10 protein-coding genes and 1 tRNA gene are annotated in these 14,107 nt (G+C 43.7%); 3 read left to right on the top strand and 8 right to left on the bottom strand.

Features of this window, described 5'->3' with window-relative positions:
* The first annotated feature begins 22 nt into the window (after positions 1–22).
* Positions 23–1,375 carry an MATE family efflux transporter gene (locus DXX92_RS08875; RefSeq protein ID WP_116000128.1) on the top strand — a complete coding sequence of 451 codons (1,353 nt, stop codon included), beginning with the start codon at positions 23–25 and terminating at the stop codon, positions 1,373–1,375.
* 50 nt (positions 1,376–1,425) lie between these two features.
* Positions 1,426–2,382, top strand: a complete 957-nt coding sequence (locus DXX92_RS08870; protein ID WP_116000127.1) for a DUF3137 domain-containing protein — start codon at positions 1,426–1,428, stop codon at positions 2,380–2,382.
* A gap of 104 nt (positions 2,383–2,486) precedes the next feature.
* On the opposite strand, the gene DXX92_RS08865 is transcribed toward DXX92_RS08870, so the two are convergent.
* Entirely contained in the window at positions 2,487–3,596 is a 1,110-nt protein-coding gene (locus DXX92_RS08865; protein WP_116000126.1) for an OmpA family protein, read from the bottom strand.
* 239 nt (positions 3,597–3,835) lie between these two features.
* Here DXX92_RS08865 and DXX92_RS08860 point away from each other — a divergent pair.
* Positions 3,836–3,912, top strand: a tRNA-Val gene (locus DXX92_RS08860).
* Positions 3,913–3,978: 66 nt separating this feature from the next.
* On the opposite strand, the gene cobA is transcribed toward DXX92_RS08860, so the two are convergent.
* The 7 genes from cobA to DXX92_RS08825 all read right to left on the bottom strand — a co-directional run bounded on the left by cobA (position 3,979) and on the right by DXX92_RS08825 (position 14,073).
* Positions 3,979–4,965: a uroporphyrinogen-III C-methyltransferase gene (gene cobA, locus DXX92_RS08855; RefSeq protein ID WP_116000125.1), complete on the bottom strand. Its 987-nt coding sequence runs from the start codon at positions 4,963–4,965 to the stop codon at positions 3,979–3,981.
* A gap of 43 nt (positions 4,966–5,008) precedes the next feature.
* Complete coding sequence (locus DXX92_RS08850) at positions 5,009–7,828, bottom strand: nitrate reductase (protein WP_116000124.1); 2,820 nt, start codon at positions 7,826–7,828, stop codon at positions 5,009–5,011.
* 14 nt (positions 7,829–7,842) lie between these two features.
* The gene (nirD, locus tag DXX92_RS08845; RefSeq protein ID WP_116000123.1) at positions 7,843–8,226 is read right to left on the bottom strand and encodes a nitrite reductase small subunit NirD; all 384 of its coding nucleotides are present in this window, start codon (positions 8,224–8,226) and stop codon (positions 7,843–7,845) included.
* Positions 8,227–8,228: 2 nt separating this feature from the next.
* Positions 8,229–10,844 (bottom strand): nitrite reductase large subunit NirB, encoded by a 2,616-nt coding sequence (nirB, locus tag DXX92_RS08840; RefSeq protein ID WP_116000122.1) that lies wholly within the window; start codon positions 10,842–10,844, stop codon positions 8,229–8,231.
* Positions 10,845–10,886: 42 nt separating this feature from the next.
* Positions 10,887–12,077: an alginate export family protein gene (locus tag DXX92_RS08835; protein WP_116000121.1), complete on the bottom strand. Its 1,191-nt coding sequence runs from the start codon at positions 12,075–12,077 to the stop codon at positions 10,887–10,889.
* Positions 12,078–12,188: 111 nt separating this feature from the next.
* A complete protein-coding gene (locus DXX92_RS08830) occupies positions 12,189–13,052 on the bottom strand; it encodes an ABC transporter ATP-binding protein (protein ID WP_116000120.1) in 864 nt (287 codons plus the stop codon).
* 43 nt (positions 13,053–13,095) lie between these two features.
* On the bottom strand, positions 13,096–14,073 hold the full coding sequence (locus tag DXX92_RS08825) for an ABC transporter permease (RefSeq protein WP_220347687.1): 978 nt from the start codon (positions 14,071–14,073) through the stop codon (positions 13,096–13,098).
* Positions 14,074–14,107 lie beyond the last annotated feature (34 nt).

The following is a 14,107-nucleotide window of genomic DNA, read 5'->3' as shown; positions in this document are numbered from 1 at the left end:
ACAGCAAAGCATTCAGGTTTTCATGCGCTTATCAGATTTTATTTATCAATCAAAAAGTTTACTTAAACTCGCTTACCCTATTCTTATTGCCCAACTGATCCAAAACTTAATGGGCTTTGCCGATACGGTAATGGCTGGTCGTGTAAGCGCAACTGACATGGCTGCGGTAGCGGTTGCTAGCAGTGTTTGGCTACCAGCCATTCTAACGATTTCCGGTATCATGATGGCGTTAGCGGCAATCGTGTCACAATACTCAGGCGCCAAGGCATTTGATAAGGTCGCAAGTGCAACCTATCAAACTGCGTGGATTGGCTTGTTTTTAGGTGGCTCACTTATCTTATTAAACGCCACCGTCGCACCAGCAATCTATCAAGAAGTGACCCTTGAACCAGAACTCAAAAAGTTAATGTTTGACTACCTAGACTATATCGTTTGGGGTGGCCCCGCGTTTTGCTTGTACTTTGTGTTAAGGAACTATTCAGAGGGTTTGTCGCATACTCGACCAACCATGATCATTAGTATCATTGGTTTGCTAGTTAATATCCCCGCTAACTACATATTTATTTACGGTAAATTCGGCATGCCTGCACTGGGCGGCGCAGGATGCGGCCTAGCTACGGCTTTGGTTTATTGGGCAATGTTTTTATCTATGTTGGCCTATACCTACTTCTCAAAACACCTTAAACAGGCGCACTTGTTTGACCGTTTTTATTGGCCAAACTGGTCAGAAATAAAAACGGTATTGGCACTGGGTGTGCCTATCGCGTTATCACTGCTGTTTGAAGTGAGTTTATTTGCTGTGGTCGCGATAATTTTGGCACCATTTGGCGCTGAAGTTGTGGCGAGCCACCAAATCGCCATTAACTTCTCGGGGCTGGTATTTATGATCCCGCTAAGCCTTGCCATGGCGGTGACGATAAAAGTGGGCTTTGCCGTTGGCAATAAGCAATATCAGGATGCAAAAGATATTTGTTGGTATTCAGCACTATTAGGCTTAGTGATTGCCGTGGTTACAGCCTCTGGCACGTTACTGTTTAAATCCCAAATTGCCGGTATTTATACCACTGAACTGCCAGTAATTGAGCTAGCAGCAAGCTTAATGTTCTTAGCAGCTCTGTTTCAGTTTTCAGACGCTATTCAAGTGATTTCGGCGGGCGCGTTACGTGGTTATAAAGACACTACCTCAATATTGATCATTACCTTTTTCTCATATTGGATTGTCGGCTTATCTATTGGATTAATACTCGGTTTAACTGATTGGATAATTGAGCCGATAGGCCCATCAGGCTTTTGGATTGGCTTTATCTCAGGCTTAACCACCGCCGCAGTGCTATTAGCTATTCGGTTAAAGGTCGTGCAAGCACGGCTAGCGTAAAATTAGAGCATACTTTCAAAGCTAGCTCATTTTTTGGAGGTGGACGAGAAATGAATTTGGACTTGGACATAGACACTGCACAGTTAAATTTGCTGTTTGAACAAAAGCTAAAACCCAAGTTAGCGCCACTAGAAACCTCTCGTTTAGCGACATTAAAGAAGAAAAAAGCGCTTACCTTTTCCGTAGGTGCCTTTTTTATCGCGGTATTGTCAGGCATTGACTCAACGCCTTTGCTAATTGCGCTATTTGCCATTATGGCGTATTGCCTTGTCACCTTTAAGTTCAGTTGGGACAAGTTCCGAAGTAGTTACAAAAAACAAATAATGGTGACTCTGTTGAGTGAAATTGACAAGTCGCTAATCTGGCATAAAGACAAATTCATCACTCAAACCGAGTTCGAACAAAGCGGTTTGTACCCCAAAAAAATTGATAGTTACGGTGGTGAAGATCTTATTTGTGGCGAGATCGAAGGTTTTAAGGTTGAAATGTCTGAACTTTTTGTAGAACAGATTATTCAACGGCCCGAAGGCGGCTCGCAAAAAAATCCGATTTTTATCGGCCTTTTTCTCAAAGCTCAACGTCCCAAGCCATTTTCTCACTCTAGTTATATTTTAGCGAAAGAAAATACCAAGCAAGGGTTAAAAGAAAAGCTATTTGGCCATTTTCAAAGTCCACGTATTGGTGAAAACGTAGCATTACCGGAAAGTGAATTTAGCCAATATTTCTCCGTTGTCAGCTCAGCGCCAGATACCATATTACAAATGCTATCGCCCAAGTTGATGGATAAATTAGTTGACTATAGAAATCAAAAACAGGGAATCGCGATATCGCTATCTTTTATTGACCAAAATGTTTACATTGCAATCCCCGAAGGCAGGGATTTATTCGAGCCTCAACTAGCACTAGCTGTAACAGACTTTGACGTCATCAAGGGGCTGTTTCAAGATTTAGTGTTTTATACGGGTTTATTACGAGAATTAGGACTTCCATCCAATAGCCAGCACTAATAATTGCTTCGCAAGGAGCATAAAAAAGCGCAAAGTAATTAATTGTATAAGTTAATCCACTTTGCGCTTTTTTCTTTCTTTAGCAGCAGGCTTGATAGGCCCAGCTATTTCTCAACGGCAACTTTTTCACTAGTTTCCGCTGTTGCCATAATACGGCGATTTTCTGCATGAGCAGCAGCAGTATTTGCCTCGTTAATTAAACGCTCTTCGCCATAGCCAACAGCGTTTAATCGTCCACCGTCAATGCGATATTCGTTTACCAGTATATCAACAACGGCTTGGGCACGTTTCATTGATAAGGTTTTATTGTAGCCTGCCGCACCAACGCTAGACGAATGACCTTCAATAGTCAGATTAACACCGCTGTATTGTTTTAAGAAGTTAGCCAACTTTTCAACTTCACCATAAAACTCAGGCTTAATGACATCACTGTTGTTATCAAAGTTTACTTGTACTTCAATAGAACGCATTTTCTCGCTAAACAAGGTACAGCCTTTAATATCGACCATATGGTTTGTAGGTGTGCCTGGACACTGGTCTAGACTATCAATGACACCGTCTTTATCAGCATCTTTAACGGTAGACATTGTCGCTGGTTTAGACGATACGGGTTTCACTGCGGTTGGTTTTGGCGCTACAGGTGAGGCGGTACGTGCCTTGTTCTCACCAAAGAAGTAAATTATACCCAAAGTGGCGTTAAAATCAGTATGGTACTCTTCAAATTGATAATGCCCTTTACCTTCAACAAAACCAGCAAAGCGATTGGTAAAGTAATGACGGTACCCCATACCAATGTTGGCTGATACTTCTTTTTCTTCTAAATCAATTTCTTTAAAACCACCAATAAGGTAAAGGTTCTTTTTGCTTGGAAAGTGTAAAACGTCAATGGCTACCGAGCGACCATCTTGGTCGCCATAAACACTGCGCAATGCATCAACTGACAAGTCGGTATACTGAATACGCAATTCGTTATATTCGGAAAAACGATAGCCAAGTGACAAACCCGCACCATCACCCTCTTCTAACCCTGAGGCACGATCACCCGCCACGGTCAGTCGTTCATTATCTGCATCAAAATAGCTGTAATGAATACCGCCATAGGCTTGCTTAACCAAAACTGAGGCATCTGGCTGCTCGTTTGCCATTACTCCCATTGGAAATGCTGAAGAACAGGCTCCCACTGCCAATAGCGCAATAATTTTATTATTTTTCATTTAGATTCCCTTAATTTTTCCATGCCCTGCGTTTGGGGCTTATCAATGCGTGAAGATTTTTAAACTACCGAGTTATTTAATTACATTGTTAATAACGATGCTAATTTAATCAATAAATTTAGTGATTTGTTGTTAAATTAATCGAACAAACCAAATTTGAGAAAATATCGCGAAAAACACTTGCAACTGTAAAATAGCATCGCTAACATAGCGCTCCGTTGCTAAGGCAACATTGATTTGGGAGCGTAGCTCAGTTGGTTAGAGCGCTTGCTTGACATGCAAGAGGTCGCTGGTTCAACTCCAGTCGCACCCACCACATTCTAAAAAGCCGCACAGTGTGCGGCTTTTTTCGTTCTGAGAGACTATTACGAGTTTTTGATCGCTAAGCGGCTTCGAAAGCATTTGCGGAAATGGTGGGCGCTTCACCATCAACCAGCGATAAATTAACATCTACGCGCTTTTCAACCACCTTACCAACGATAATTAACGCTGGGCCTTGAAAGTCAGCTAAATCACTTGCCGCATCCATCGATGCCAACGACTTGCAAACTACTTTCTGAGTATGACTAGTGCCCTGGTCAATCACCGCAATAGGCATAGTTGCTGCCATGCCATGACTTATTAATCGCTGACAAATTAATTGAACACGATTCAAGCCCATATAAAAAACCAGTGTGCATTGCTCTGCTGCTAGCAGGTGCCAATCACATTCATGGTCTTCTTGCTTGCCATGAGCAGTAATAAATTTCACTGATTGCGCGCAGTCTCTATGAGTTAACGGAATACCGGAATAAGCGGCGCATCCTGTCGCAGCAGTAATACCAGGGATGACTTGAAATGGAACATTCGCTTTCGAAAGCACATCCGTTTCTTCGGCAAGTCGCGCAAATATCGACGGGTCTCCCCCTTTTAATCGCACAACTCGTTTACCTTGAGCCGCGTAATCTACCAATAACTGACAAATTTCTGCTTGTGTGACCGAATGCTGACCACATTTTTTGCCAACAAATACCCGCTCGATATGATCTGGGATAAAGGCATTAATTTCAGGGTTCACCAGCCAATCAACTAATACGATATCTGCCTGTTGTAGCGCTTTTACCGCTTTGATGGTCAATAATTCGGGATCGCCAGCCCCTGCGCCAACAAATACCACTTGCCCTAAATCTTTGCCTGTAGATGATACTGTTGAACTGTTTCTGTTTAGTATCAGCTTGCGAGTAAGCCAAGTTAATTTGCTGACATTATTAGCAAGGGCATCACTAGTATTCGCTCCAGCAGCGACATTTTTAACACTTTTGGCAGCCCAACGGCGCTTTTGTTGATGCTTAAACCAAAATAACGGGGTTTTAAATAAGCTTAACTGCATACTAACTCCTTAAGCACCATAAAATTCTGTAAATAGACACCAACTAAGCGCTGGCGACTTCTTTAATATCGATTAGGTTCGATTGACAATCATTAATAATGGCTTGCAACTCTGGCTTACACGAGCCGCAGTTACTGCCACATTTTAGCGATTTACCCAGTGCAGCAACGCTGTCTGTACCAGACATTACCGCCTCTCGAATACTCCCTTCAGAAACATTGAAACAACTGCACACTTTTCGACTTTCGTCTGCGCTAGTTGGTGCTGTTTTTGCGAGTAAAGCTTGCACTTCGGCAAACGACAAACTGTCTTGTCCAAACAGACTATCGACCCATTTTTTCGCTTCACTAAATGCCTGATTGGCAACGTAAGCGACACATTTCACCGCGCCATTTTGCAGGCAAATCACATGAGAAAGTTGGTTATCTTCATCGTTAAAGCTTAACCACTCCCCTTGGCACGGAAAAAGTTGTTGCAGTTTGGCGATGGTCATTGGCTGATCTTCATTGGTGGCAAGTTGGTAGTGCCAACAATGCTCTTGCTTAGCCTTTAACCAATATGGCGCATCAGCGTTAATATCCTCTGCAAAGTAGCAATCAAGATACTGAGTAAAGTTAGCCTTTTCTATTGCAATACCAGTATGTTTTAACTCGGGTTGACCAGAGATAGGATCTACCACTGCGTTGTAAAGCGTTGACACCGTTGCATTTGATGAAAATTGGCCGTTCCAGTGAATTGGCATAAAACACTCACCGAAATTAACGGCATCTGTTATTTGCACTGGTACAAATAATTCACCGGTTTGCGATTGAACATGGGCAATCTGCTGTTCTGTTAAACCGAGTTTTGTCGCGTCTTGCGGATTAACGGCAATATAAGGTTTCGCTAAATGTTGAGTTAACGCAGATGCAATGCCTGTGCGTGTCATCGTATGCCATTGATCGCGATAACGACCGCTGTTAAGTACTAATGAATATGCTTTACTGACTTTCTGCTGAGGTAATTGTGGGGTTACTGCGAAAAACTTAGCTTTGCCATTGGCAGTAGGAAATTGACCGTCTGCAAATACACGTGCGCTTTTTTGAGCGCCCGCTTTTATTGGCCCTTTTATGGGCCATTGCACAGGTTGTAACTGCTCATATTCGGCGAGTGTTAGTTGCGCTAAGCCTGACATATCAAAAACGCGTTTGGTTTCCCCTGAGTTTTCATAGCCAGATAAGGCAGCAAATTCGGTAAATACTTGATAAGGGTGCTGATAATCAAAGCCACTAAAACCCATTTTTTGCGCTACTAACGACATAATTTGCCAATCGTGTTTGGCTTGCCCTGCTGGTGCCAAGGCACCGCGCTGCCTTGAAATTCGGCGCTCAGAGTTAGTGACAGTGCCATTTTTCTCCAGCCATGGTGTAGCTGGTAATTTAACATCCGCGTAAGCCAATGTGTCGTTATCAGCAACGCAATCTGACACCACAACAAATTCACATTGTTCAAATGCTTTAGCCACTTGATTGTGATCCGGCAAACTCACGAGTGGATTGGTTGCCATAACCCAAACCGCTTTAATTTTGCCCGACTTCATTTGTTCAATCATATCAACCGCTTTCGCACCTTGCGCGGTTGGGATGTGCGGTGATTGCCAAAACGTTTGCACTAAATCACGATGTGCTGGATTTTCAATATCCATATGAGCCGCTAATTGGTTAGCTAAGCCACCTACTTCGCGCCCACCCATGGCATTAGGCTGACCTGTGATAGAAAATGGTCCAGAGCCAAGTGATGCAATTTTGCCTGTCGCTAAATGCACGTTGATGATGGCATGGCATTTATCAACACCTGAAGTCGATTGATTAATGCCCATGGAGTACATGGATATTGCTTTTTTTGAACGCAGGAATAACTGATAAAAATCTTGCAACTGTGCTTGGCTGACACCACAAAATTGACTAACTTTTGCCATGTCCCAAATAGAGGCTTCGGCAAGCGCCTCGTCAAAGCCTTGTGTATTAGCGTCTATGTAGGCTTTATCCAACGCATTATGTTCGGCTAAGAAATTCAATAAACCGTTATACAGCGCGGCATCGGTACCGGGATTAATCGCTAAATGCTGATCGGCACTTTCCGCCGTTGCCGTGCGCCGTGGGTCAACCACCACGAGCTGACACGCCGGGTTGATTTGTTTAGCCCGTTGCATACGTTGAAACAATACGGGATGCGTCCACGCGGCATTAGACCCAATTAATACGATTAAATCTGTGTGCTCTAAGTCTTGGTAATCGCAAGGCACCACGTCTTCGCCAAATGCTCGTTTATACGCCGACACTGCTGATGACATGCAAAGTCTTGAGTTGGTATCGATATTGGCACTACCGATATAACCCTTCATTAATTTGTTAGCAACATAGTAGTCTTCGGTCAGTAACTGTCCCGAGACATAAAAGGCAACCGCATCAGGGCCATGTTGCTTAATAATCTTGTTAAACTCACCAGCAACTTTGCTAATTGCCGTATCCCAACTTACCTGCTCTCCAGCAATTTCAGGCACTAATAAGCGATTGGTGATATCGACCGTATCAAGTAGGTGCGTGCCCTTAACGCATAAGCGACCAAAGTTGGCAGGATGCTCAGGCGAGCCCGTAAGGTTAGTTGCCTGCTCGCCGTTTATCGTAATATCCACACCACAACCAACGCCACAATAGGCACACGTACTTTGCACCAAAGCGTTTGTCGCTTTAGGTGGATAATGAGCTTGCTCATTTAGAGATGAACAGTGAGCCTGCTCATTTAAGGATAAAGAGTGAGCTTGCTCATTCAAGCCAGTAGCGTAAAGCTGAGCTGCCTTATCAATGGTTTGGTCGCACGTCATAAGCTGCAATCCTCTTAGATGTAAACTTGGATCGCTTGGTCCTGAATACGCGCTGGATAAGCGCCTATTTCAGCTTCTTCTTGAATACAAGTGCCGGTTTTTAATGAAAACTGCTGCTTGTAAAGTGGTGAAGCAACAATAGGTTCACCGTTGTTACTGCCAACAATGCCGCGATACAGCACATTCGCTTTGCCAATCGGGTCAAAATTATCAACCGCAAACACTTTTTCTTCACTGTCGGGAATACTAAAAATGGCAATTTGTTTCTCTAGTTGCTCACCCTGTTCACTTGGCTTAGCAACTAAGGCACAGATACCGGAGTTAGCAACTAGGTCTTGAATACCACACAAGGTCACCCAATCTTTGTTTACCGTTTGCTCTTTTAACGCTTGTGTCATAATTAGTCCTCCATTACAGCAACAGCTTGTTTGCTTGATTCGCTAGGGCTTTCATTGCTGGTTAAATCGACAATTTCGATATTGCCTCCCAGTTCACCCGCTTTCTTTTCGGCAAGTGTTGCCGGGCGGATTTGATCGCGCTCAGTCACAAATTGAATATTGCTGTCGGTTTTATCTGAATTGACGAATTGTCTAAATCGCTTCAGTGACTCTGGATTTTCCAGTGTGGTTTTCCACTCACATTGGTATTTGCCAACAATACTTGCCATTTGTTTTTCAAGTTCGTCGCAAATGCCTAAGTGATCGTCAATAATCACTTTTTGCAGGTACTCCAACCCGCCTTCTAAATTTTCCATCCATACCGACGTACGCTGTAAACGATCACCAGTTTGAATGTAAAAACTAAAGATACGGTCAATGTATTTAATCAGGGTTTCGTCATCTAAGTCGGTGGCGAATAAATCTGCGTGACGAGGCTTCATACCACCGTTACCACAAACATAAAGGTTCCAGCCTTTGTCAGTTGCAATCACGCCAAAATCTTTACTTTGCGCCTCAGCACATTCGCGCGTACAACCAGAGACAGCAAACTTCACTTTGTGTGGAGCACGCACGCCTTTGTAGCGGTTTTCAATGTCAATCGCCATGCCGACACTGTCTTGAACGCCATATCGACACCAAGTACTACCAACACAAGATTTCACAGTACGTACTGATTTACCGTAGGCATGGCCTGTCTCTAAGCCTGCATCGACTAGCTCTTGCCAAATATCGGGTAATTGGTCAACACGAGCACCGAATAAATCTATGCGTTGGCCACCTGTGATCTTGGTGTAAAGGCTATATTTTTTCGCGACTTCACCGATAGTGATCAGCTTGTCAGGAGTAATTTCACCGCCGGGAATACGCGGTACGACTGAATAAGTACCATCTTTTTGCATGTTTGCGAGGAAAGTATCGTTGGTATCTTGAAGCGGCACTTTATTGCTATCAAGGATGTAATCGTTCCAAACCGACGCTAAAATTGAACCTACGGTTGGCTTACAAATTTCACATCCCAGCCCGTGGCCGTGTTTTTCAATTAACTGCTCGAAACTGGTAATTTTCTCGACTTTAACGATATCGAACAACTCGCGGCGAGAATAGGCAAAGTGCTCACAGATATCTTTTTTCACTTCAACGCCGCGACTTTCTAATTCTTTGTCTACCACGTCTTTAAGCAAGGCTGCACAGCCACCACAACCTGTGCTGGCTTTAGTGCAAGATTTCACATCGGCAACGCTACAAGCACCGCCGTCGACAGCCGCAACAATATCGCCTTTAGTGACATTTAAACATGAACAAATGGTTGCGGTATTAGGCAATGCATCAGCACCCAACATAGGTTTGTCTGCTGCCATTGGCAGAATCAGCGCTTCTGGGCTTTCTGGCAGTTCAATGGCGTTTAGCATGTACTGCAAAAGGCTGTCGTATTCGCTGGTATCACCAACAAGCACAGCACCTAGTAGCAGCGTTTTATCGCTAGAAACAACGATTTTCTTGTAAACGCCTTCTGGTTGATTTTCGTAGGTATAGGTTAATGCACCTTGTGTTTTGGCATGCGCATCACCTATCGAGCCAACATCAACACCCATTAATTTTAATTTAGTGCTCATGTCGGCGCCTTCAAACACCGTTTCACTGGTGCTATCTAGCACATGCTTAGCGGCAACTTTCGCCATCGAATAGCCAGGTGCCACTAAGCCGTAAATCATGTTTTCATATAACGCACATTCACCAATCGCGTAAATATTTTCGTCTGACGTTTGGCATTGGCTGTTAATCACAATACCACCGCGTTCACCCAGCACTAGATCGTTTTCTCGTCCTAAGTTGTCGTATGGGCGAATACCTGCTGAGAATAACACTAGATCGGTTTCTAAAGTTTCCCCGTCAGCAAATACTAGGCGATATCGGCAAGACTCGCCTTTTTCAATCACTTGTGTTGCTTTTGAGGTATGCACTTGCACGCCAAGCTCTTCAATTTTTGATTTGAGTAAGCGGCCACCGCCAGTGTCAACTTGTACCGCCATTAATTGCGGTGCAAATTCTACGACATGGGTTTGCAGCCCTAACTCTTTAAGTGCATTGGCGGCTTCTAAGCCTAATAAACCGCCACCGATCACCACACCAACTTTACTGCTACTTGCACTGCTTTTAATAGACTCCAGGTCATCTATGGTGCGGTAAACAAGGCAATGAGATTGATCTCCCCCAGGGATCGGTGGCACAAAAGGATAAGAACCTGTTGCAAGGATTAACTTGTCATAGCTAAACGTTTCACCCACTTCAGTCGTGATTTGCTGCTGCTGGCGATCAATAGTCGTGACCTTAGCATTGGTACGAAAATCAATTTGCCAATCGTGGTAAGTTGATTCGTCTGTTAATGCTAAGTCTTGCGCTGTTTTACCCGCAAAATACTCAGATAAATGAACGCGATCATAGGCCAAGCGATTTTCAGCTGACAACACTGTGATGTTCACTTGCTCTGCAGATTCACGTAAATTGGCAAGTTGCTCAACAAAGTGATGACCGACCATACCGTTGCCAACAACAACGACGTTTAGCTGTTTAGACATGTTATTTCCTCTTAACTTAGATTCCTGATTGATGCTTTTTTATTAGAATTTCGCACCAACCCAGACCCAAAGCTTGTCTGTGTCGACTTTGCCTGAGCCACTATCACCTGCCGAATAAGCGGCAAACTTAATTCCACCTGAAAAGGTTTTGTTGAAACTTTTACCGTATGAAAGATTGATTTCGTCACCAAAGTCTTCCACTGCGGCCTCATCTTCGTCAGCTTCATAGTCGTGATACACTACCGACCATTTACCGCCTAACGCCTTACCTGAAACTGAGACATATAAATCAGCTAAACCTAAGCTTGGCGTACCTAAAAATTGATCAGCCCAACCGTTAAATTTGTGCAGGGTTGCTAGAGGTGTTGAGAAGCCATAGAAGCCGTTATCGCTGCCCAATACTTCGTAACCACCTTTGACAGTGATACCGCTAAAGCCGTAACCCACTTCAATGAGTGAATATTCGGCATCAAATTGACCCGCCGCAGATTCACTATCTTGTGTAGCAAATTCAAAGGCATACAGTACCTTGTTGCTATCGCCATGTTTTTGGCTGCCCGCGAAGCGAATACCGTACGTATCTATTTCTCTTTGAACGCCCTCATCTTCGTCTAGCAAGTAGCCATAACCAGTTAACTTACCGAATGGCGTTTTATAGCTCACGTTTAACAAGTGGTCTTTACTGTCTAAATCACGATTTTCGGCAAAAATACGATTGCGTTGAGTCAGGTAAGCGTAAGTCGCTTCATAGTTATCCGATTTGTAATTAAATGAAGCCGCATCGAAGGTCTGTCTGTCTTGTCGCCAGCCAACGTGACCCACAAAACGATGATTGTCTAAGGTAAGTACTTGGCGACCAACTTTTGCCGTAAAGCCTTGATCGGCGTACTGAACATAAGCTTGGTCAACTTCTGTTGTTTCAGGATCGGCAATTACTGAATAACCAGCGCCATTGCCGGCTGTATCGTTGTAATCGTCAACACCTAGCACTTGACGCGAGTCTTCAAATTCAACAAAGCCTGAGAACTTGTTAAAGGTCGCCGTTTTATAACTTAGACGAGTACGAAGCGTTAAGGCATCAGCATCGCGCAATGCGTTGTCTTGATCGACAGCTTCATAACGTAAACGAAAATCGATAGACGCTGTGCCTGCATCAGCACTGTAGGCCAATGGTGAAACAGCAGTAAATGTAGTTGCAGCTAGAATTGAGAGAGTTAGTTTATTTGCTTTCATATTAATTCCTTAGTGTTCGATTCAAACGAAAACGTGGGTTTTACATAGCTCAGTCTAGTGACCGACTAAATATTAACCAGCGTATCGTAGCGCTAATTTAGTGTTTTTTTGTTACGCCACGTCATGTTTTTTCATGTTTTCTTTGTTCGATTTAACCGTTGTCGAGTCATCTGCCTTTTGGCCAATGGTTTCGACTTTTCGTTGTTTTTCATAAAGGAAAGTTAATACAGCGGAGCGAAGTCGGTTATATTCAACATCTTGCGCTAGTGCCAAGCGGTTTCTTGGTCTTGGTAAGTTCACATCAAGAATTTCACCAATTGTGGCCGCAGGACCATTGGTCATCATGACAATGCGATCTGATAGCAACACAGCCTCATCAACATCATGGGTGATCATAATCACGGTATTGTTGAGTTCGTCTTGTATTTCCATCAATGAATCTTGCATATGTGCACGGGTTAGCGCATCCAATGCACCAAACGGTTCATCCATCAAGAGTACTTCTGGTTGCATAGCCAGCGCACGAGCGATTCCAACGCGTTGCTTCATACCGCCAGAAATTTCATCTGGGCGTTTGTGCATCGCGTGATCCATATGAACGAGTTTCAAATTGTGCTCTATCCACTCTTTCATCTCGCCAGGTGCCATTTTTTTCTTGAATACCTGCTTTACCGCAAGTTCAACGTTTTGATAAGCCGTTAGCCAAGGCAACAAAGAGTGGTTTTGAAACACAACGGCGCGCTCTGGGCCAGGTTCCGTCACTTCTTTGTTGTTAAGCAGCACACCACCTTTAGTAGCTTGATATAAACCCGCCACTACGTTTAGTACCGTAGACTTACCGCAACCAGAGTGGCCAATTAACGAGATAAATTCACCTTTGTTAATTTTTAAATCCACTTCCTTTAGCGCGGTAAAGTCTCCTTTAGGCGTTGGAAATACCATGTCGATTTTGCTGATATCAAGTAAAATGCTCATCTAAATATTCCTTATCTGTATTATTATCAGGGCCTAAAGAGGATTAACGATTTGCGCTGGCTTTGTCCCAAGAGACAATGCGTTGCAGTTGTAACATGCCGCGGTCAAGCAAGAAGCCGATAAAGCCAATAACAAATACGGCGGTCATAATGCGACTTAAGCTTTGCGAGCTACCATTTTGGAATTCATCCCAAACAAATTTGCCAAGACCTGGGTTTTGCGCCAGCATTTCTGCCGCGATTAACACCATCCAAGCAATACCCAGTGATAAACGCATACCCGTGAAAATGGCAGGAATTGACGCTGGTAGTACAATCTTTTGCACGTGTACTAGGCTGGGTAAGCGCAATACTCGGCTAACATTGTTCCAATCAGAGTTAATAGCTGATACGCCCACAGAGGTGTTAATCACCATTGGCCACAAGCAACACAGGGTTACCGTGATCATTGAGTTTAGAAATGACTTGGCAAACATTGGCTCAGGCGACACATATACCGCGCTAACCACCATGGTCACTAGTGGCAACCACGCTAACGGTGATACCGGCTTAAAAATTTGAATAATGGGGTTAATTGCCGTATTCAAGTTTTTGCTAAGACCAATTGCAATGCCTAATGGAATCGCGATAGCCGCCGCGACAGCAAAACCGCTCATCACCGTAATTAAGCTAGTGCCGATTTGGTCGATGAAGGTTTCTTTACCGGTATATGCACGGATTTTAGGTACATAGTTCGGATCTTTAGCAACACGTTTGGCATTGCGCTCTTCTTGACGTTGATAAAACGCTGCTTCTTTTTCACGTTCTGTGTTGTGCTCTTGATATAAATTGACCACCTGAGTCGCCACTGCCGTTGGGCCTGGGAACTTGCCTAACGACGTATCAATTTTACTGGCAGCAAACGACCAAATTATCAGGAAAATCGCAATACCAACTATTGGCAAAACAATAGCTTTGATGTGATTTGACAACCAGCGCAACGCATTTGTTGCCCAGCTCGGCTGCCCTTCTGATGTAGTCATTTTTTGTATTAAGGTGGTCATATTTCTCTCCAAG

The sequence above is a fragment of the Thalassotalea euphylliae genome (assembly GCF_003390395.1).
GTDB lineage: Bacteria > Pseudomonadota > Gammaproteobacteria > Enterobacterales > Alteromonadaceae > Thalassotalea_F > Thalassotalea_F euphylliae_C.
Note: the sequence above shows the minus strand (reverse complement) of the source record. Positions and strands in the feature narration are given on the sequence as shown.